Annotated in this window: 20 protein-coding genes; 13 read left to right on the forward strand and 7 right to left on the reverse strand. The window is 66.9% G+C overall.

What is annotated here, in order from left to right; genetic code table 11:
* The first annotated feature begins 16 nt into the window (after window positions 1-16).
* The 6 genes from NKJ34_RS05745 (at window position 17) to NKJ34_RS05770 (ending at window position 4049) form a co-directional block, all read left to right on the forward strand.
* Complete coding sequence (locus NKJ34_RS05745; RefSeq protein WP_253737320.1) at window positions 17-1075, forward strand: ATP-NAD kinase family protein; 1059 nt, start codon at window positions 17-19, stop codon at window positions 1073-1075.
* Between the two features lie 132 nt (window positions 1076-1207).
* Complete coding sequence (locus NKJ34_RS05750; protein ID WP_253737321.1) at window positions 1208-2239, forward strand: phosphate signaling complex PhoU family protein; 1032 nt, start codon at window positions 1208-1210, stop codon at window positions 2237-2239.
* Window positions 2240-2283: 44 nt separating this feature from the next.
* A complete protein-coding gene (locus NKJ34_RS05755) occupies window positions 2284-2466 on the forward strand; it encodes a DUF7525 family protein (protein WP_253737322.1) in 183 nt (60 codons plus the stop codon).
* 60 nt (window positions 2467-2526) lie between these two features.
* On the forward strand, window positions 2527-2751 hold the full coding sequence (locus tag NKJ34_RS05760) for a DUF7123 family protein (protein ID WP_253737323.1): 225 nt from the start codon (window positions 2527-2529) through the stop codon (window positions 2749-2751).
* A 54-nt stretch (window positions 2752-2805) separates the two neighbouring features.
* On the forward strand, window positions 2806-3231 hold the full coding sequence (locus NKJ34_RS05765; protein WP_253737325.1) for an SRPBCC family protein: 426 nt from the start codon (window positions 2806-2808) through the stop codon (window positions 3229-3231).
* Window positions 3232-3233: 2 nt separating this feature from the next.
* A complete protein-coding gene (locus tag NKJ34_RS05770) occupies window positions 3234-4049 on the forward strand; it encodes a nitrilase-related carbon-nitrogen hydrolase (protein ID WP_253737326.1) in 816 nt (271 codons plus the stop codon).
* A 461-nt stretch (window positions 4050-4510) separates the two neighbouring features.
* Here the strand turns inward: NKJ34_RS05770 and NKJ34_RS05775 are convergent, their stop codons facing one another.
* Both NKJ34_RS05775 and NKJ34_RS05780 read right to left on the reverse strand, forming a co-directional pair.
* A complete protein-coding gene (locus tag NKJ34_RS05775; protein ID WP_253737327.1) occupies window positions 4511-4711 on the reverse strand; it encodes a hypothetical protein in 201 nt (66 codons plus the stop codon).
* Window positions 4705-4989, reverse strand: coding sequence for an acylphosphatase (locus tag NKJ34_RS05780; RefSeq protein WP_253737328.1), 285 nt, complete (start codon window positions 4987-4989; stop codon window positions 4705-4707). The genes NKJ34_RS05775 and NKJ34_RS05780 overlap by 7 nt, the downstream gene beginning before the upstream one ends.
* Window positions 4990-5115: 126 nt before the next feature.
* Here NKJ34_RS05780 and NKJ34_RS05785 point away from each other — a divergent pair, with 126 nt between their 5' ends.
* A complete protein-coding gene (locus tag NKJ34_RS05785; protein ID WP_253737329.1) occupies window positions 5116-6498 on the forward strand; it encodes a phosphohexomutase domain-containing protein in 1383 nt (460 codons plus the stop codon).
* Between the two features lie 6 nt (window positions 6499-6504).
* Here the strand turns inward: NKJ34_RS05785 and NKJ34_RS05790 are convergent, their stop codons facing one another.
* Window positions 6505-7149 carry an L-threonylcarbamoyladenylate synthase gene (locus NKJ34_RS05790; protein WP_253737330.1) on the reverse strand — a complete coding sequence of 215 codons (645 nt, stop codon included), beginning with the start codon at window positions 7147-7149 and terminating at the stop codon, window positions 6505-6507.
* Window positions 7150-7290: 141 nt separating this feature from the next.
* Between NKJ34_RS05790 and NKJ34_RS05795 the strand changes: the two genes are divergently transcribed.
* Entirely contained in the window at window positions 7291-8022 is a 732-nt protein-coding gene (locus NKJ34_RS05795) for an AzlC family ABC transporter permease (RefSeq protein ID WP_253737331.1), read from the forward strand.
* Window positions 8012-8320: an AzlD family protein gene (locus tag NKJ34_RS05800; protein ID WP_253737332.1), complete on the forward strand. Its 309-nt coding sequence runs from the start codon at window positions 8012-8014 to the stop codon at window positions 8318-8320. Before NKJ34_RS05795 ends, NKJ34_RS05800 begins: the two co-directional genes overlap by 11 nt.
* A gap of 36 nt (window positions 8321-8356) precedes the next feature.
* On the opposite strand, the gene NKJ34_RS05805 is transcribed toward NKJ34_RS05800, so the two are convergent.
* Window positions 8357-8956 carry a class I SAM-dependent methyltransferase gene (locus NKJ34_RS05805; RefSeq protein WP_253737333.1) on the reverse strand — a complete coding sequence of 200 codons (600 nt, stop codon included), beginning with the start codon at window positions 8954-8956 and terminating at the stop codon, window positions 8357-8359.
* Between the two features lie 114 nt (window positions 8957-9070).
* On the opposite strand from NKJ34_RS05805, the gene NKJ34_RS05810 reads away from it, so the two are divergent.
* Window positions 9071-10441, forward strand: a complete 1371-nt coding sequence (locus NKJ34_RS05810; protein WP_253737334.1) for a geranylgeranyl reductase family protein — start codon at window positions 9071-9073, stop codon at window positions 10439-10441.
* 122 nt (window positions 10442-10563) lie between these two features.
* Here NKJ34_RS05810 and NKJ34_RS05815 read toward each other — a convergent pair whose 3' ends face one another.
* Together NKJ34_RS05815 and NKJ34_RS05820 are read right to left on the reverse strand one after the other, a co-directional pair.
* Window positions 10564-11727 (reverse strand): chemotaxis protein CheC, encoded by a 1164-nt coding sequence (locus NKJ34_RS05815; protein ID WP_253737336.1) that lies wholly within the window; start codon window positions 11725-11727, stop codon window positions 10564-10566.
* Between the two features lie 321 nt (window positions 11728-12048).
* Window positions 12049-12675: a DUF309 domain-containing protein gene (locus NKJ34_RS05820; RefSeq protein ID WP_253737337.1), complete on the reverse strand. Its 627-nt coding sequence runs from the start codon at window positions 12673-12675 to the stop codon at window positions 12049-12051.
* An 88-nt stretch (window positions 12676-12763) separates the two neighbouring features.
* Here NKJ34_RS05820 and NKJ34_RS05825 point away from each other — a divergent pair, with 88 nt between their 5' ends.
* The 3 genes from NKJ34_RS05825 to NKJ34_RS05835 all read left to right on the forward strand — a co-directional run bounded on the left by NKJ34_RS05825 (window position 12764) and on the right by NKJ34_RS05835 (window position 17960).
* Complete coding sequence (locus NKJ34_RS05825) at window positions 12764-13381, forward strand: YIP1 family protein (protein ID WP_253737338.1); 618 nt, start codon at window positions 12764-12766, stop codon at window positions 13379-13381.
* A 54-nt stretch (window positions 13382-13435) separates the two neighbouring features.
* Complete coding sequence (locus NKJ34_RS05830) at window positions 13436-15619, forward strand: DHH family phosphoesterase (RefSeq protein ID WP_253737339.1); 2184 nt, start codon at window positions 13436-13438, stop codon at window positions 15617-15619.
* Window positions 15620-15824: 205 nt separating this feature from the next.
* Window positions 15825-17960 carry a CheF family chemotaxis protein gene (locus NKJ34_RS05835; protein WP_253737340.1) on the forward strand — a complete coding sequence of 712 codons (2136 nt, stop codon included), beginning with the start codon at window positions 15825-15827 and terminating at the stop codon, window positions 17958-17960.
* Between the two features lie 32 nt (window positions 17961-17992).
* Here the strand turns inward: NKJ34_RS05835 and NKJ34_RS05840 are convergent, their stop codons facing one another.
* Window positions 17993-18778, reverse strand: a complete 786-nt coding sequence (locus NKJ34_RS05840) for a ZIP family metal transporter (RefSeq protein ID WP_253737341.1) — start codon at window positions 18776-18778, stop codon at window positions 17993-17995.
* Window positions 18779-18854: the final 76 nt, after the last annotated feature.

Genomic DNA, 18854 nt, shown 5'->3' on the forward strand with positions numbered 1-18854 from the left:
GCACCGGTGTGTAGCTATGCGCATCGGCCTCGTCGTCAATCCGATCGCCGGGATGGGTGGTCGCGTCGGCCTCAAAGGCACCGACGGGAAGGTCGACGAGGCTCGTGATCGCGGGGCCGAACCGCGAGCCCCCGACCGTGCCGCCCGGATGCTCGATCGGCTGGCCGACCTCGCAGACGGGATCGAACTGCTGGCCGCCGGCGAGCCGATGGGGGCGGTGCTGGCCCGCGAGGCCGGTTTCGAGCCGACTGTCGTCTCCGAGCCGGCCGGGACCGAGACGACCGCCGCGGACACGGCGGCGGCGGTGGCGGCGTTCGTCCGCGAGGCCGTCGACCTCGTCTGCTTCGTCGGCGGCGACGGGACCGCCGCGGACGTGGCCGAGGCCCTTTCGGAGACGGAGATTCCGATGCTCGGCGTGCCTGCGGGTGTCAAGGTCTACTCGTCGGTGTTCGCGGTCTCGCCGGAGGACGCCGCCGACGTCATCGTCGGCTTCGACCGGACCGAGCGCCGGGAAGTGATGGACATCGACGAGGACGACTACCGCGAAGGCGAGGTCAATCCGCGACTCCGGGCGGTCGCCCGCGTCCCCGTCACCGACGAGCTCCAGTCGTCAAAACAGTTGGGGGGCGGTACCGTCGACGCGCTTGCGGCGGCGGTCGCCGACGGCGTCGACCCCGGTCGGACTTACGTGCTCGGGCCGGGGTCGACGGTCGGAGCGATCAAGGCCGCCTTGGGCTTCGAGGGGTCGCCAATCGGCGTGGATGTCTGGCGCGACGGCGAGGTCCTCGCGCTGGACGCCAGCGAAACCGACATTCTCGACGCGCTCGGCGAGGACAATGTGATCGTGGTCTCGCCGATCGGCGGGCAGGGGTTCGTCTTCGGCCGCGGGAACCCACAGCTCTCGCCGGCGGTCATTCGGCGATGCGAGGTCGAGATCGTCGCCTCCCGCTCGAAACTCGACGGGCTGTCGGTGCTCCGGGTCGACACCGACGACCCCGATCTCGACGCGGCGCTTCGAGGGTGGCGGAAGGTCCGGGTCGGCCGGTTCGAGCGACGGATGATGAAGGTGGTTTAGGTCACCGCGGGGCGGCGGGCGGCTATACAATCACATACCCATCGCGCGGGTCGGGTGGTCGTCTGTTCTGTTTTTCGCCCGAAATACTATGTGTATGAACAAGATTAAGGAGATACAAAGCCCACAGCAGGTATGGAAACGCGGAAAGTCCAACGGCTCGGTCCCTCGACGCTGGCGATGACGCTCCCGGCGGCGTGGGCCAAGGAGCACAACGTCGAGAAGGGAGACGAGGTCTCGATTCGCATGGGCGGTAAGGGAACGCTCACCGTGTTGCCGGAGTCCGCCAGCACCGAGGAAAGCGAGGCGATCATCCGCGCCGACAACCTCGATGCCGGCGCGCTCGAACGCGCGATCGTCGCCCAGTACGTGTTGGGCCGACGCGTGATCCACGTCGAGAAATCCGAGGGCGCACTCGACTCCGAACACATCAACGCCGTCTACAAGGCCGAAACCCAGCTGATGGGACTGGGCGTGATCGAGGAGACCCCCGAGTCGATCGCGATCCGGTGTTCGGTCGACCCCGAGGACTTCACCCTCGACAACCTCTTAGAGCGACTGGAAAATACCGGCAGCACGATGCGCGGGGAGGCGGTCAAGGCGCTGGCCCACGGGAACACGGATCTCGCCCAGCGGTCGCTCAACCGCGAGCGGCAGGCCAACAAGATCTTCGTGCTCCTGTTGCGGCTGATCTTCTCGGCCTACCAGAACCCCAACCTCTGCCGGGCGGTCGGTTTGGAGTCGAGTTTCCCGCTGATCGGCTACCGGTCGGTGGCCAAGAACCTCGAACTCACCGCCGACAACGCCGAGGATATCGCCGACATCGTAATGGAGACCGGCGGCGAGGAGCTCGACATCGACTCCTCGACGATGCGACGGATCCGGGAGTTCACCGATCAGGTCGACGAGATGACCAGCCTGGCGGTGCGGGCGGTCGTCGAGCGGGACTACGACCTGACGATCAAATGCCGGTACATGTTCCACGAGATCAAGGACCGCGAACAGGAGATCCTCGACGATCTACCGGAGCTGTCGAACACCAACCTCCTCCGTGTTCGAGAGGTACTCGTGAGCCTCCAGCAGACCGCCGAGTACGCCGTCCGGAACGCCGAGATCGCCGCCAACCTCGCGCTCGACGAGGCCTCCGAACACGTCGAGATCATCTAGCCGGTCGACGAATGAGTTAAGTGGTCGCCGTCGAAGCCTTCGGTATGGAAACCGGCTCTGTCAGCTCCGACAAGGCGATCGGCGTCTCGATGGCCTTCGGCGCGCTCGCGGTGATCGGCGCACTGCTCATGTTCGGCGGCTCCTCACAGCTCATGAAAGCCTGGGGGTTCGCCGCCGCGATGATCACGGCAGCGCTCTGTGTGGTCGCCGTTCAACTGTACGAGTAGGCTCCTGTCGCCGGCTGTGGGACGCAATCGTTAAGCCCGTCACAGCCCAACATGGGAGCAATGACATCCTACACCGACGAGGAACAACGGATCGTCGCCTACCTCCGTGACAGCGTCGCGCGTGGCGAGCGCTACTTTCGGGCGAAGACGATCGCCGAGGCCATCGGCCTCTCCTCGAAGCAGGTCGGTGTGCGGCTGCCGCAGCTCGCCGAGAAGTCCGACGACGTCCAGATCGAAAAGTGGAGCCGCGCGAAGTCGACGACCTGGCGTGTTACCCCGGAGTAGCCGCGTGGCGACGTTTCCGCGCCCTTTTTACCCCCACCAGTCGACCAGTTACCAATGACAGTCCGTGTATCACGGACCTTCGAGTTCGACGTGCCCGGCGATCGGATCTGGGCGTTCATCTCCGACCCCGAAAAGCGGGCCGGCGCGATCAGCGTCGTCGACTCCTACGAGCTTCGCGGCGACAATCGGGCGGTCTGGCAGGTCAAGCTACCGATCCCGCTGATCAACTCCACGGTACAGGTCAAAACCGAGGACGTCAGCCGGGAGCCACCCACCCGCGTCAAGTTCTCCGGGCGCTCGAAGGCCCTCGATGTGACCGGCGAACACACCATCACCGAGACCGACACCGGCTGTACGCTCACAAACGAGTTCGTCGTCGACGGTAAACTGCCGGGGGTCGAACGCTTCTTCAAGCGGAACCTCGATACCGAGATGGACAACCTCGAAACCGCCCTCCGAGCGGATCTCGCTGAGAACTGAGGATGGAACTCGCTCTCGCACAGCTCGCGATCGAGCCGGGCGACGTCGACGGAAACCTCACTCGGGCCCAGGAAGCTGTCGCGGCCGCCGCGGCCGACGGCGCGGATCTGGTCGTCCTCCCCGAACAGTTCGTGGTCGGTTTTTTCGCCTTCGACGACTACCCGACCCACGCTGCGGGACTCGACGACCAGCTTTTCGACCGCCTCGCGAAGATGGCCGCCGACAACGACGTCGGGTTGGTCGCCGGTACCACCGTCGAGGACCTCGCCGCCAGCGCGGCGGCGGGCTACGAGGTCCCGGCCGACGACGGCTACGCGAACACGGCCGCCTTTTTCGACCGCGAGGGGAGCCGGCGCGGCATCTACCGTAAACACCACCTGTTCGGCTACGAGTCGGCGGAATCCGAGCTGTTGGTCGCCGGCGATCGGCTCCCGACCGTCGACTTCGAGGGGCTCACCGTCGGGATAACGACCTGCTACGACCTGCGGTTTCCCGCGCTCTACCGCCGGCTGGTCGACCGGGGTGCGGAACTGATCGTCGTCCCGAGCGCGTGGCCCTACCCGCGGATCGAACACTGGCGGACCCTCGGCCGGGCCCGTGCCATCGAGAACCTCTGTTATGTGGCGACTACTAACGGGGCTGGAACGTTTCCCGACGCCGACGCCACCCTCTGTGGCCGGTCGACCGTCTACGACCCGTGGGGGACGACACTGGCCAGCACCGGCGACGAGCCCGGCCGGCTCACTGCCACCGTCGAGGCCGACCGCGTTCGATCGGTCCGGGAGGGGTTCCCCGCCCTGCGGGACCGCCGCAACTGACCACCGTTGCCGGAGGACGGTGGGTTTATTAATGGCAGCGGTTAATATCGAGTGCCGACGAACCGACGCTTTTCTCGTCGACGTCGGCACGAACGCTGCCGCGCCCACCCCACTCGCTGTCGGGTTTGGTCGGACCTGACGTAACGGGTCGAGGGATCGGGGGCCACCTCGGCTCGTTCTCGCCCATCGAACTGTACTCCACTCCCGTAGCGTTCGCCGTCGACATCCGAAACTATTGTTTACATTTGTCTATCTAAACACAGTATATATTGTTTAATGTAGTTCACAACAGGTTATAACCCAGAGTATATATTGCAGAATGCCGTGATACCATACAACATCGACACAAGGAGGTGAGAACACGACGAAACACGTTCGGTACGACAGTACCACTACTGGGTCACCGGCACCCCAGACGATGCGTCATACTGTTGTAGATGGTCGTTTCCGACCCCCCACCATCAGTGGCCGTTCGACGGGGTCGGTCGTCCGTCCTGCGGCGGTCGACCGGACCCGCGTCCGGCGGCCACCGTCGGATCCACCGTCGACGTGGCCCCTCCGGGCGGTTCTCCCGGCGGCGGAACCGTCCCGTACCGCGTCACCGACCCGACCGCCGCCGCCCACCCCTGACTTTCGGCCCGCGGCTCGTTTTCGGCTACCACCTGACCTCGAACCCCTCGACTCCCTCGGGCGGTTCGGTCGTCACGTCGACGGCCTCGACCTCGGCGGCCCGGCTACCGGTCTCACACCACTCGATCATCGCCTCGACTGCCTGCTGGGGGCCCTCGAAGACGGCTTCGACGCGGCCGTCGTCGAGGTTGCGGACCCAGCCGTCGACGCCCGTCTCGCGGGCCTCGTCGCGCGTACTGGCTCGGTAGTAGACGCCCTGTACGCGGCCACTAACAAAGACATGCGCACGAACGCGGTCTTCGTCGCTCATCGCCACCGGGTTCGGCCGCCGATTACATAAACGGTCGACACCCGTGGCGGTCGCACACGCCCCCAATCGAGCGGGAACCCGGCAGTCGACCGGCGGCTTCTAAACCCGGCCCCCGAATGGTAGCGTATGGTTCAGTTCGGAACGGCGGGTGTGCGAGGGAGCGTCGTCGACCGCGTCACCCCCGCGGTGGCGCTCGCAGTCGGGCAGGCAGTGGGGCGACTCGTCGTCGAAAGCCAGTCTGCGGAGTCCTCGGTTCCACAGGTGGTCATCGGCCGTGACGGCCGAACGACTGGCCCGGCGCTGGCCGCAGCCGTCGAGGCCGGGGTGGCGTCGACGGGCGCGCGGCCGGTCCGGATCGGTCAGGTCCCGACGCCGACGCTCGCGTTCGCCTCCCGCGGTCGACATGGGGTGATGCTGACCGCCTCCCACAACCCACCGACCGACAACGGGATCAAGTGTTTCGCCGACGGCTCGGAGTTCGACCGCGAACAGGAGCGCCAAATCGAGGCGTTCGTCGAAACCGAGGCCCCACCCGCCGACTGGGATCGGTGGCAGTCGCCGACACGGAGCGATCCGCTGCCGGAGTACCGTGAGGCCGTCATCGACTACGCCAGCCGGTTCGGAGCCGCCCTCACCGAGCTGCGGATCGCGGTCGACTGCGGGACGGGGATGGCTTCGGTGGCCACACCCGCAGTACTCGATAGGCTCGGTGCATCCGTGACGGCGGTCAACGCCAGCGTCGACGGCCACTTCCCGGCCCGCCCGAGCAAGCCGACCCCCGAGACACTCACCGAGTTCCGGTCGTTCCTCGGGGACGGCGCGTTCGACCTCGGCATCGCTCACGACGGCGACGCCGACCGGATCGTGATCCTCGACGGCGACGGCGAAATCGTCCACGAGGATACGATCGTTGCGATCCTTGCGGGCTACTACACGCGTCGATACGTCGACGAACACGGCGAGGACGCACCGACGCCGGTCGTCGTCACCACGCCGAACGCCTCGGGCCGGATCGACGAGCAGGTGACCGCCGCGGGAGGACGGGTCGACCGCGTCCACCTCGGCGGGCTCCACGAGGGGATCGCCGCGGTCGAAGCGGGACCGGTCGTCTTCGCCGCCGAACCGTGGAAACACATCCACCCCGAGTTCGGTGGCTGGATCGATGGTGTCGTCAGCGCGGCCCTCCTCTCGCGGCTGGTCGCCGCCGAGGGGCTGGCCGCACTCCGCGAACCGATCACCGAACGCCCCTACCGGAAGGTGAGCGTCGACTGTCCCGACGAACGGAAATCACCCGCAATGGAACAGCTCGAAGACACTCTTCCCGAGACGTTCCCCAAGGCCGACGTCTCGCTCGACCACGGCGTTCGGCTGACGTTCCCCGACGACTCGTGGCTTCTCGTTCGCCCGTCGGGGACCGAGCCCTACGTTCGGCTCTACGCCGAAAGCGACGATGTCGACGCACTCGTCGCCGAGGCCGAAACCGTGATCCGATCAGTAGTCGACGCCTAACGGCGATTAGAAAGCGTCTACGATGTCGACCGCCGCATCGAGATCCGCGGCCGTGATATCGCCGTGCCGGAGGATGGTCGGCTCCGGCGAGGTGAGGTCGACGATGGTACTCGACTGTGTCGTCCCCGCTGGTTCGGCCTCAAGCACGTAGTCGACCCGGTCGCCGACCTGTTCGGTAGCGAGATCGAGGTCGACCAGTTGGTCGTCGGCCTGACCCGTGAGATTGGCGGAGGTCATACAGAGCGGCTGGTCGACGGCTGTCGACAGTTTGCGCCACGTAGGGTTGCCCAGACAACCGAGCGCGACCGTCTCACCACCGGCAACGACGCGGTCCGGTACAGCCGCAGTCTTCTCGACGATGATGTTGAGCGGACCGGGCCAGAAGGCATCGATGAGCGCGTCGACGATGTCGGATCGCTCGGTCGTTCCCCACGCGGTCCAGTCGTCGGGATCGCGGATGAACAGCGTCAGAGGGTCGACCGGCTCGCGGTTCTTGATCCGAAAGGCGCGTTCGATGGCCGCCTCGTCCCACGGATCGATCGTCAACGCGAGGTTGGTGTCGCTGGGGGCGACGATCACGCCACCACCGCGGATACAGTCGGCGGCCGTTTCGATCCCCTTCGGCGTCGGCTCCAACAGTGTGGCCTCCATCGCCTCCCATATCTGGCTGACTGGTAATATGAGTTTGCTGTCAGCTTCGCAGTCCCAACACGGTCGAGTCGGGACATCGTCCCGTTTTCAGAACCAGCATCGAGTCCAAACAGTCAAGAAACCCGATCTGACAGTATCTGTATGGGGGGCGAAACCACCAGCCAGCAGGGCGACGCGGCGGGCTCGGAGTCGACCACGTTCTCGCTCGCGGGGGCTTGGAAGGGCTTTATTGCCTGTGTACCGGTCGCGCTCGGCGTCGCGGGCTACGGCGTACTGTTCGGCGTGCTCGCCCGGCAGGCGGGGTTGAGCGTCGCCGAGTCGACGCTGATGAGCGCCACCGTCGTGGCGGGCGCGGCCCAAGTGATCGCCATCGGGGTGTGGGACCAGCCGATTCCCGTCGCTGTGGTCGTCGGCACGGTGTTCGTCGTGAACCTCCGATACCTGTTGATGGGCGCGTCGCTCCGCCCGTGGTTCGAGGAGCTGTCGCCACTGCAGGCCTACGGCAGCGTGTTCGTCATGGCCGACGAGAACTGGGCGCTGACGATGCAGGAGCTCCGATCCGGGAACTCGGCCGGCGCGTTCCTGCTGGGCTCGGGAATCGCGATCTGGCTGTTCTGGGTCCTTTCGACGGTGCTGGGTGCGGCCGCCGGCGGCGTGATCGACGAGCCCGCGACCTACGGGCTCGACTTCATGCTGACGGCGGTGTTCGTCACCATCGCGGTCGGGCTCTGGGAAGGGCGGTCGGATCTCGTCCCGTGGCTCGTCGCCGCTGGCGTCGCGGGTGGGACCGCACACCTGCTCGGCGGTCAGTGGTACATCCTGTTCGGCGGGCTCGCGGGAGCGGGCGTGGAGATGATCCGGTATGATGGGTGAGCTGGATCCGTTTGTCGTCGCGGTCATCGCCGCGATGGGCGTCGCTACCTACGTGACGAAAGCCGGGGGGCTGTGGCTGCTTGGACGCGTCGACCTCTCGCCGCGGGTCGAATCCGGGCTGGAAATCCTGCCCGGTGCGATCATCGTCTCGATTCTGGCTCCCGAACTGATCGGCGGCACGCTCGCGACGTGGATCGCCGCCGGGATCGTCTTCCTTGTCGCGTGGCGAACCGACAGCATCACGATCTCACTGGGGACTGGTGTCGTCGCGATCCTCGCGCTTCGGGCGATGCTGTAGGTCGACGCAGCAGTGGCCGCGGCACGGAGCAGTCTGTTACGATTCGAGACGCCCAAAGACGAACTCGCTGCTGGAGCCGAGTGGATCGGCCGCGGTCTCGGTGCGGAGATCGGTGAACCCAGCCTCGCGGAGTTGGGCGAGCGTTTCCTGCCGGCCCGGCGCGGCAAAGAACATCTGGCCGCCCATCCAGCCACGGCGGACGGTCTGGAACCGGCCCGATGGCAGCGTCATCAGCAGCGTGCCGCCGGGCTGGAGTATCCTCGCAAACTCCCGGTAGACGGCCGGCTGGCGGTCTCGGGGAACGTGAAACACCGCATAGTAGGCGGTGATCCCGTCGACCGACCCCTCAGCCAGCGGGATCGCCGTCATGTCGGCCTGCAAAAGTCGACTGTCAGGGACGGTCTCGGCCGCAAGCGAGAGTCCCTCGCGAGCGAAATCGAGTCCGAGACTGCCGGACGGGAGGTTGGCGAGCGTCCGCGCGCCGTCGCCACAGCCCACGTCGAGGACAAGCGGATCGGGCGGCAGTGCCGCCAGTAGGTCGTCGATCAGGTCGGCGTCGGTCCCGGTCGGATCCCGGCGCTCGGCGTACGTCTGCGAGAGTTCTTCCCACGCCTCGCGGCGCTGGTTGCGGTCCATGTCGACCCGACGACCCCCACAGCAATCAGTGTGTTTGCGACCGGATATGCGTCGGATAGGAGACGACTAATTTCGAGATAAAGAGTTTTCGCCACGGAGTGTGGATTTGGGCCAATGACTACCCACGAGTACGATATCGCCGTTGTCGGCGCTGGGACCTCCGGCTGTTATGCCGCGGCGACCGCCGCCAACGCCGGCCTCGATGTCGTCGTCGTCGAGCGGAAAGACGCCGAGGAAGCCGGCCACATCGCCTGTGGCGACGCCCTCAAAGGCGCCAACGACTTCCCCGAGTCGATCCCGAAATCCAAGATCGAACCCGCCTTCACCAACACCGACGTCGACCACGGCCGCTTCGAGATCCCGAGCCACGACACGGTGCTGGAGATCCCGGTGCCCGGCGAACTCGCCGTGATCGACCGGCTGAAGTACGGGAAGCTTCTCATCGAGGGGGCGGAGGAATCCGGCGTCGAGTTCCACTACGACACCGTCGTGCAGGACGTCACGCAGGCCGACGACGGCACCGTGACGGGCGTGACGGGAATTCACAAGGGCGAGCCCGTGGAGTACGACGCCGAAATCGTCATCGACGGCGCGGGGGCGCTGTCGCTGCTGCAGGACAAAGTCGACTTCGAGGGGTCGACCTTCGACACCAACGTCCAGTACTCGCAGTTCTGTTCGGCCTACCGGGAGATCGTCGAAGTCGAAGAGGAGGTCGAGTGGGACGACGCCCTCGTCTTCAAGCCGACCAAGCGGGCGGCGGGCTATCTCTGGTACTTCCCGCGGACGTCGACCACGATCAACGCCGGCCTCGGCTTCCAGATGTACGAAGAGCCGATGCAGATGATCGACGATCTCAAAGAGGATCTCAAGAACCGCGAGGAGTTCGAGGGCGCGGAGGTCACCGACAAACTCGGGGCGGCCCTCCCCACACGGCGGGTCTACGACTCGGCGGTCGCGCCGGGCTACATGGCGGTCGGCGACGCCGCCGCCCACGTCAACCCCACTACCGGCGGCGGGATCGCTGGGGCGGCCTACGCCGGCCAGTACGCCGCCGAGCAGGCCATCGAGGCCATCGACGCCGGCGACGTCAGCGAGGACGCGCTGTGGCACTACAACGAGCGCGTGATGGACCACTTCGGGGCCAAGTACGCCGCCCTCGATGTCTACAACATCCTCTCGACGGCGGTCGACATCGACGATTTGATGGGGCTGTTGGCTGCGCTGCCGGGTGAAAAACTCGCCGAGGCGCTCTACACCGGCAAAACCTCGATGGGGCCACTCCTCGCAGCGCGGACCGCCATCGACAGCTTCGGCTACTGGCGGCAGATCCTCGATTTCTACCGGATCAAACAGCTCGCCGAGAAACTGATCAACCACTACCACCGGTATCCGTCGACGCCCGCAGCGCTCGAAGCGTGGCAGCGCCAGCGCGACGAACTGATGGACGAAATCTACGAGACGACCGGCGCAGAGCCGAAATACTGATTTTCGAGATACGGGCAGGTTGCACCCCGTCTCCGAAGCCCCTCGGGTGTGATCCCGAGTGGGTCACACGGGGAGAACAGTAGCGAACGAGTGTGGCTCGTCGACCGAGTGCCGGGAGCCGGCTACGGGCCGGGAATCTGTTCGAGCGCGTGGGTCAACTCGTTGCGATCCGGCAGCACGTAGATCCGACACTGTGTCTCGCGGCCCCCGATTTCGATGGCGGAGTCGATCGTAAACGCGGACTCTTGGCTGCCGTCCAGCCGGTCGACGATGTCGTGGATCACCGCGGCTCCCTCGTCGCGGACGTACTCCGGCGGCGAGTGTTCGATGGTCGTCTTGAGCGTGTTCGCCCAGCCGTCGACGAACCCGCTGGTGAGGATGTTGCCGAGCTCCTCGATCGCCGGCTTCATCGCCGACTCGTCGACCGCGCCGTCGCCGGGCATCATCGCCGAGGCGACGGATTTGGCCGACCCCAGATCGAACAGCAACAGGAAGTAGCCGCTCGGGAGGCCGTCCATCTCGAAGACCGAGCCGACGTGGGTCTCGGTGCCGATGTTGTCGGCCATCTCCGATAACGACATGAACCGCAACTGGCTCACGTCGACGTCGGTGGCGAGCCCGGTGAGCATCGCGATCTGCTCGGAGGCGCGGTTCGCGCTCTGCTCGGCGAAGTCGTTGAAGATGGTGAGTTTTTCGGCCGGCACTGACGGGCCGTTCGACCGCCCGGCGAGCAGACTGACGAACTCGTCGTACTCCGGGATCAGGTACATCGGCACCGAGAGATCGGTGTCTTTCGCCTCGAGTTGGCTCTGGAAGAGGAACACGCCCTCGTCGGCGGCCTCCCGCCGGGTCAGCCGCGGGAGGATCCGCGTGCCGGTCGCTTCGAGGTACGTCGGCGGCGTGATATCGACCGTGACGCCGAGATGGTTGGCCCAGCCGTCGACGAAGCCGCCGATCATGATGTTGCCGATCTCGGCGAACGCGCTGCCGGTCATCGAGCCGGCGGCCGACGCGCCGGGGATCTGTTGTTTGATCTGGGCCGCCGAGTCGGGTTCCAGAATCAGCACGGTTTCCCCCGAGAGCCCTCCATCGAGTCCGACCTGTACCCCGACGTACTGCTGGCCGGTGAAGATCTCCTGCAGCGCCGACTCCGTGACGAGGCTGACGCTGGTCATCTCGTCGCGAATCGTGAGACCGGTGAGCTGTGTGAGCGACGACGCGGCCTGACTGGCTCCGCGGGAGGCGAGGTGGTTGAACTGTTCGAGTTGGTTGATTTCGATTCTCATCGGTAAGCGCCTCCCCCAAGCGGTTGCCAGCTACCGACCGGCGGGAAACCCACGGTAGATCGGGAGTAACGACTCCGCCTCCGCAGACGAGAACGGCCGATGTAGCCAATTTGCATGATCGTCCGTTACGCCGGAGGGTAAATCAACATATTGGTCGCCACACACACTCCACCCATACAGCGGAAACCGGGAGGCCGCCCGGTATCCCACGGGAACCGGCCGGAAACGGCCACCTGAGGACCTTCCGAGACGCGTAACGACGCTGGCACGGCACTCCGCCGTCAGCAACCGTCGACCGGATCACGTCGTCCGGTGCTCCCACTACTCGTCGTCGGCATCGAACAGCCCGGCGACGTCCTGCCGCTTCCGTCGTCGACGCTCGACCTGCGCGGCCAACCGGTCGTAGACGATCCCTCGATGGGTCGACTCGTCGACGAACGTCGTCAGCAGCCCGGCAAAGCGGGTTCGCCCGCTGTCGACCTCCCGTCGTGCGTAGTCGGCCGCGGTGTCGACGACGCTCGCGTCGTATTCCTCGCCGTTCGCGGCGACCACGTCCGCCGCGACGACGATCCCGTCGAGTTCTAGGTCGGCCGCCGACAACGATCGGCCCCGGTACCTGAGCGCGGGCGGCGAGGCGCGTTCGATCCGCTCGGGATCGTTTTGGAGCGCTTGTAAGTAGTCGGTGACTACCGACAGGTCGACGCCGCGGTAGGTAGGGGGTAACTCGGCGAGATACCCCCGTCCGCTCTCGGAGAGGCCGACCGCTCCGCTCCAGTTGCGCTGCTGGGCGTGGAAGACGGCAGCGGTGAACTGGATCAGGCCGTGGAGCAGTCGCTCGTCGTCCGATCCGGTGGGGAGATCGAGCCAGCGGTCCTCCCAGGCGTCGTGAGCCGCGTGGGTAGCCCCCGCGTTGTAGACGGCGACCCCGGCCCGGAGGTGTGTCTCCATACCGACAGGGGGCTGTCGGCGGGGAAAAAGCCGTGGACTCCGCACGGCGATAGTAACGCTGATAGCGCCGTCGGCCCTCCAGTCGACCGTGACTACGTGGGTCGAGACGCCGGGCGGCGGCCGTGACCGTGGCCCGAGCGGCATGGTTCGGGCGTGGGTCGAGGTTCTCGTTCGCCCGCGTCGATTTTTCCAAAACGGCGTCGCGCCGGGCGATCAGGCACCGGGGCTGAGTTTCGCCATCGCGATCGCACTGATCTACGTCGGCGGCCTGCTGTCGACCCAGCCCGCCAGAGTGCTCGGCGACGACCGGATCCCGGTGTTGGCCGACAGCGTCGGGCTCACCGCCGTCTTTATCGGTCTGGTGACAGCGGTCGTCGCCGCGCCAGCCATGCTGCATCTCGTGTCGGCGATCCAAACCGTGCTGTTGATGTTCACCGTCGACGACCGGGCGGGCGTCAGCGAGACGGTCCAGGTGGTCGGCTACGCCACCGCGCCCTGTGTGTTCGCGTGGCTGCCGATACCGGGCGTGGCGGCGGTCTGTGGGCTGTATGCCACCGGACTGCTGATCGTCGGGCTCGCGGTCGTCCACCGGACGACGCTGCTACGGGCCGGTCTCGCCGGGGTGCTGCCGGCGGTGCTGGTGTTCGGCGTCGTCTTCGGCGGCCTCGTCGACGCCAGCGCGGTCGCCGAGCTGGTGGCCGGCTAACACCTGAGCGCGTTTCGACAACCGTTAAAGGGTGGCCCCATATCGTTCTACCAAATGGGTTCGTGTATCATTTGTGGCATCCCTGTCGATGGCGGTCACGTCTGTGACAGCCACCAAGAGGACGTCCTCTTCGAGTTCCGCGGCAACCACGCATCGCAGCTTATCGACAACCGGTTCTACGAGGGAACGGTCGACGGCTACGCCGATTTCGGCGTCTTCATCGACCTCGCGCCCGGCGTTACCGGACTCCTGCACCGCAGCGAGTTGGACCGCCGCCTCGAGAGCCTCGACTGGGAGCCCGGCGACACCGTCTGTGTCCGGGTGAACAACGTCCGTGACAACGGGAACATCGATCTCGGCAAGTCGATCCGCCAGTCCGACCGCGAGTTCCGCGGCAAACTGATCCTCGACGGCAGCGAGGAGAAACTCCCCGCCGAACTCGACGGCGACGACGAGGCCGTCGACACAGGGTCCGAGACCCCCGACGAGGCGACGGACGGTTCGGACGAGCCGAGCGAGACCGCAACCGAGCCGACTGACTCCGAACCAGCCGACTCCGAGGAGGCCGACACAGAGACGGACGCGGCACCGGCCGACGACTCGGTGACCCCGAGCCACGGTGCCGACACCGCAAGCGAGACCGAAGCCGCCGTCAGCGAGACAGTCGACGCCGGCGGCTCGGGCGGCAGCGCGGGCGCAGTCACCGTTACCGAACGCGACGCCGACTCCGAGACCGCAGAGGCGTACGCCGACGCCGAGATCGGGAGCCTCGAGGACCGCGTCGACGAGCGCGTCCGGCTCGACGGCGAGATCGTCTCGATCCGCCAGACCGGCGGCCCGACCGTCTTCGAACTCCGCGACGAAACCGGCGTCGTCGACTGCGCAGCGTTCGTCGAGGCCGGCGTTCGGGCCTATCCCGAGGTCGAACTCGGCGATATCGTCCGGCTCGACGGCGAGGTCGAACGCCGCCGCGGCGAACTGCAGGTCGAAACCGACGACCTGGTCGTCCTCGAAGCCGACGACCGCGAGGCAGTCGAACAGCGACTCGCCGACGCGTTGACCGACCGCGCCCGACCGGACGGCGTCGACCCGATCGGCGACCACGACGCCGTCGCGGCGATGGAGGAGTCGCTGCTCGACGTGGCCGAGGCGATCCGCCGCGCAGTGCTGGAATCCCGGCCGGTGGTCATCCGCCACCCCGCGACCGCCGACGGCTACGTCGCCGGCGCGGCCATCGAGCGCGCCGTCCTCCCGCTGGTCCGTGAGGAACACGCCCGCTCGGACGCGGAGTACCACTACATCGTCCGTCGACCGCTCGACGACGCCGTCTACGGGATGGATGCGGCGACCAAGGACGCCACCCGAATGCTGCAGGACCGCGATCGGCACGACGAGAAACTGCCGCTGTTCTGCTTCGTTGGGGCCGCAAGCACCGCCGATTCGGCCGACGGACTCGGCCTGCTGGGCGTCTATGGGGCCGAGCGGATCGTCCTCGATTCGATCGCTGCCGAGACGGACGTCGACGACGCCGCCGAACAGGTCGTCACCGCCGGCGGGGACGCCGCGGATCTCTCGGTCGGCGCGTTGACGGCGACGCTCGCCGCGGCGCTCAACCCCGAGGTTAGCGAGGACATGCAACATCTCCCCGCAGTGAGCTACTGGGAGGACACGCCCGAAGCCTACACTGCGGCGGCCGAGGCGGCGGGTTACGACGCCGAGCAGGTGACGAACATCCGTGAGGCGGTCGCCCTTGAGGCCTACTACCAGTCGTATCAGGACAAACGCGAACTCATCACAGATCTGTTGTTCGACGACGCCGGCGGCGTCGCGGGCCACATCGCCGAGCAGTTCCGCGAGAAGCTCGATACGGAGCTGTCGACGGCCCAAGCCAACCTCGAAACCGAGGAACGGGACGGCGTCGGGATGGCGGTGCTCGACACCGAGCAGTTCAGCCATCGCTTCGACTTCCCGTCGACCGAACTCCTGTTGGACGAACTCCATTTCACCGAACGCGAGGGTGAGGCGTTCGTCACCGCCGGCGTCGGGATGGACGAGCTCTATCTCCGGAGCAGCCGGCCGCTCGATATCCGTGCGGTCGCCGAGGCTGCCGCCGAAGCCGTTCCGGAGGCCGGTATCGCCGCCCGCGGGATCCGCGAGGGCCGCATCGAGTTCCTCGCCGGCAGACGCGAGGCCGCGCGTGATGCGGTGCTCGATGCCGCCGCCGAACAGTTCGACTGAGCGACCCGACGCGGTTCTCTTCGTCCGTCGACCGGCGAGCGACAGCGCCGACACGATCGACCGACCGCCGAGCGGGAGCGCTAGCCGAGCCGAGAGAGCAGAGACGACGGCCGTCGACCGCCCGCCCATCCATCGGGGTATCTACCGCAATTTATTAATAATAATTCCAATAATACATTGGCGTAATACAGTACGGTAGACATGTATGGCTTCACGTAATCTACGGGCCGCCGAGCCAGCCGCGGCGTCGATCCGGCCGGCTGCGGCGCTCGAACCGTCGGCGTTCTACAGCGTGTATCGGGGCGGGCTGTCGTTGCCCGACGATCAACAGCGGCTCCGGGCCAGCGCCGTGGTGCTGTTGAGCGGGCGACTCGGGCTGTATCCGGGCGAGATCCAGCATCTCCACGAGGCGTGGGTCGACTGGGGTCGCGGTGAGCTGGTCGTGCCGGAGCGTGATCCCTGTGCCTGCCAGCAGTGTTGGGAGGCCGCCCGACGCGCCCAGCGGCTGGGCGACGGCCGGTCGCTGCTGGAGATCATCGGCGAGTCGACGTGGTCGCCGCCGGGCGGTGGCCGAACGATCCCCTTCGGCTGGTCGGAGCGGCTGACCGCAGTGATCGGGGCGTTGGTCGAAGAGGCCGACCCGCTGGCGCTCTCGGCGGAGGCGATGACCCGGCTGGTCGACCGGAGCGCCCGGCGGGCCGAAGGGGTCGACCACGAGGCGGTCGGCTTCGACAGCCTGCGGGCGACGGCGATCTCGTTTTTCGCCGACGCGGGGTTCCCGGCCGCACGGATCGCCCACCTCGCTGGCACCGACCCCGAGACGGCCCGGGCGTTCACCGGCCGGGAGGGTGGCGACGCCCGCGAACGGCTGTCCGAACTGTTCGACGGCGGGATCGCCGACCCCGGCGGGAGCTACGGGCTCGTGGCCGACCCCGAGCCGTTCGACGCCGAACCGGTCGATCCACGGGAGTACGACGACGAGTGGCGACAGCGGCGGATGCGACAGCGAGCCAACGCCCCCGAGGCGCTACAGAACCCCCGGCCGGTCGCCGACGCACTGAACCGGCGGCTCGATCCGAGCGACCTCGGCACGCGGCGGGCGCTCGACGCCGACAGCGACCTCGTCGACCCCGACAGCGCCACCGCGCGGCTCGACGAATGGGTCCACCGACGGGAGGCCGACCGCCGGGGGACCGCGGGAACCGCCCACACAGCGGAGGCGTCGGCCACCCCATCGACGGGAAAGGAGTCGGGCGGTTCCAGTGGGACCACCGGCGAGCCGGCCGGTGTCGGCGCACGCAGTGCCGGAGCGGCCGATAACGCTGCGGCCGCCGACACAACGGCCGCCGCAACGGGTGGAAGCGGTGCGGCCGGGTCGACCGCCGATTTGGGAGCCAACGCGGAGGAGACGGCCGTCGAGGAGGCGGCGGTGTTCAACCCACGGGAGGAACTCAGCGGCCCGCCGGAGCTGACCGTCGAGACCACCGTCGCCTGCTCGGAGTTCGCCGGCGGTCGGCCGACCGAAACGCGGGTGTTCCTCGGACCAGAGGAGCTGCTGTTGGTTCAGGCTGACGACTCGATGGCCCCCGAGTACACCCGGATCGAGCTGTCGGGGGTCGTCGACCTCTCGCCGGACTACATCCCCGAAGAGCTTGCCGACAGCATCGAGTCGGCGGTCACCGTCGCCTACGAACGGGGCGGCGACCAGCGGCTCGCGGTGGTCGAACTCCGGGGCAACAGGCGGGTCGGCTTCGCCAACGCCGTCTTCAAGGCGATCCTCACGGGATGTGACGCCATCGTCACCCACCCCGCCCGGCGTGGGGGTCGCGTGCTGAACACCGAGCCGGTCGAGGCGCGGCTCTCGGTCGACGACCGGTCGGTGTCGATCACCCCCGACGACGGCGAGCGGCTCGGGATCACGCTCTCGGAGATCATCCATTTCGAACTTGAAAAACAGGACTTCGAGGACAAACGGTATCGGGGGCTCTCCGTCCGTCACCTTGGCGACGGCGGGATGGCGACCAAGACGACGATCGCGCTCGAAGACGACCGGAAACACAAGCTCTTCCAGCGGTTCGTCCGGCGTGGCTACCGGGAGCGGAAGGCGAAGATCGAGGAGATCAGCCTCGAAGACGCACACAAGGAGGTGTTGGTCGCACTCTACTCGGCGGGCGATCAGTTCGACATCTCGATGATCGTCGACAAGTCGGCCGACAAACTCCAGCAGCTGTTGGGCTCGCTGGGCGAGATGGGACTGGTCCGAATCGGCGACAGTGGAGCCACTCTGACCGGGCTCGGCCGGATCGTCGTCAACGAGAAACTCGACGACGTCAATATGTAGCTCGCCGCCGGTTCAGTCGTGAACTGTGGGGGTCAGACCGCCAGTCCGACGTCGACGCCGACCATGATCCCGAAGCCGAGGATGAAGGTGATCGTCGCCGTATCGGCGTAACCGTGACTGTGACTTTCGGGGATGAGTTCGCGGAAGACGACCGCCATCATCGCGCCGGCAGCGAACCCCGCGGCGACGGGGAAGATCCCGGTGACAACGGCGACCAAGGCGAACCCCGCCGCCGCGGCGATCGGTTCGGGAACTGCCCCCGAAAGCGTCGTATAGAGGATCGTTTTGGCCTTCGAGAGCCCGGTCTGGCTCGCGGGGACCGCCATCGCAAAGCCGTCGGGGACGTTCTGGACGGCGATCGCCCCCGCGAGTGCGATGCCGACCTCCTCGAAGCCGCTGGCGAAGGCGATACCGATGGCGAGTCCCTCTGGCACGTTGTGGATCGTGATCGAACTGCCGATGAGGACCGCCTGCCGGAGATCGTCGTCGACGGCTTCGACCGGGCTCGATTCCGGAAACTCGTCGCCGTTGGAGCCGCCGAACAGCATGTGGGCGTGGGGGATCGCCCAGTTCGCTGCGAGCAGAAAGCCGCCGCCGACCAGCAGTCCACCGGTGACCTCCGGGAGCGTCCCGAGTTCGAGACCGGGGACCACGAGCGCGAAGACGGCCGCCCCGACCATGATCCCCGCCGCGAGGCCGAGCGCGCCGTCGTAGAGCCGGTGGCTCACCCGACCGGTCACGAGGATCGGCAGCGCGCCGATACCGGTGGCCGCGCCGGCCAACAGGGCGATGAGCGTCACGTCGACCACCGTTACCATCTATACTCCGACTGGCGTATTCACGTGGTAAAAAACGTCTGATACAGCCTGTCGGAGCCGGCTCACACTCGACCGC

The sequence above is a fragment of the Halohasta salina genome (assembly GCF_024178165.1).
Classification (GTDB): domain Archaea; phylum Halobacteriota; class Halobacteria; order Halobacteriales; family Haloferacaceae; genus Halohasta; species Halohasta salina.

Bases quoted from the DNA above. Each gene is read 5' to 3' on its own strand.
- NKJ34_RS05810 (WP_253737334.1), top strand. From the start codon at position 9,071: ATGACTACCCACGAGTACGATATCGCCGTTGTCGGCGCTGGGACCTCC.
- NKJ34_RS05785 (WP_253737329.1), top strand. From the start codon at position 5,116: ATGGTTCAGTTCGGAACGGCGGGTGTGCGAGGGAGCGTCGTCGACCGC.
- NKJ34_RS05820 (WP_253737337.1), bottom strand. From the start codon at position 12,675: ATGGAGACACACCTCCGGGCCGGGGTCGCCGTCTACAACGCGGGGGCT.
- NKJ34_RS05815 (WP_253737336.1), bottom strand. From the start codon at position 11,727: ATGAGAATCGAAATCAACCAACTCGAACAGTTCAACCACCTCGCCTCC.
- NKJ34_RS05795 (WP_253737331.1), top strand. From the start codon at position 7,291: ATGGGGGGCGAAACCACCAGCCAGCAGGGCGACGCGGCGGGCTCGGAG.
- NKJ34_RS05830 (WP_253737339.1), top strand. From the start codon at position 13,436: ATGGGTTCGTGTATCATTTGTGGCATCCCTGTCGATGGCGGTCACGTC.
- NKJ34_RS05745 (WP_253737320.1), top strand. From the start codon at position 17: ATGCGCATCGGCCTCGTCGTCAATCCGATCGCCGGGATGGGTGGTCGC.
- NKJ34_RS05800 (WP_253737332.1), top strand. From the start codon at position 8,012: ATGATGGGTGAGCTGGATCCGTTTGTCGTCGCGGTCATCGCCGCGATG.
- NKJ34_RS05765 (WP_253737325.1), top strand. From the start codon at position 2,806: ATGACAGTCCGTGTATCACGGACCTTCGAGTTCGACGTGCCCGGCGAT.
- NKJ34_RS05755 (WP_253737322.1), top strand. From the start codon at position 2,284: ATGGAAACCGGCTCTGTCAGCTCCGACAAGGCGATCGGCGTCTCGATG.
- NKJ34_RS05790 (WP_253737330.1), bottom strand. From the start codon at position 7,149: ATGGAGGCCACACTGTTGGAGCCGACGCCGAAGGGGATCGAAACGGCC.
- NKJ34_RS05780 (WP_253737328.1), bottom strand. From the start codon at position 4,989: ATGAGCGACGAAGACCGCGTTCGTGCGCATGTCTTTGTTAGTGGCCGC.
- NKJ34_RS05835 (WP_253737340.1), top strand. From the start codon at position 15,825: ATGGCTTCACGTAATCTACGGGCCGCCGAGCCAGCCGCGGCGTCGATC.
- NKJ34_RS05805 (WP_253737333.1), bottom strand. From the start codon at position 8,956: ATGGACCGCAACCAGCGCCGCGAGGCGTGGGAAGAACTCTCGCAGACG.
- NKJ34_RS05750 (WP_253737321.1), top strand. From the start codon at position 1,208: ATGGAAACGCGGAAAGTCCAACGGCTCGGTCCCTCGACGCTGGCGATG.
- NKJ34_RS05840 (WP_253737341.1), bottom strand. From the start codon at position 18,778: ATGGTAACGGTGGTCGACGTGACGCTCATCGCCCTGTTGGCCGGCGCG.
- NKJ34_RS05770 (WP_253737326.1), top strand. From the start codon at position 3,234: ATGGAACTCGCTCTCGCACAGCTCGCGATCGAGCCGGGCGACGTCGAC.
- NKJ34_RS05760 (WP_253737323.1), top strand. From the start codon at position 2,527: ATGACATCCTACACCGACGAGGAACAACGGATCGTCGCCTACCTCCGT.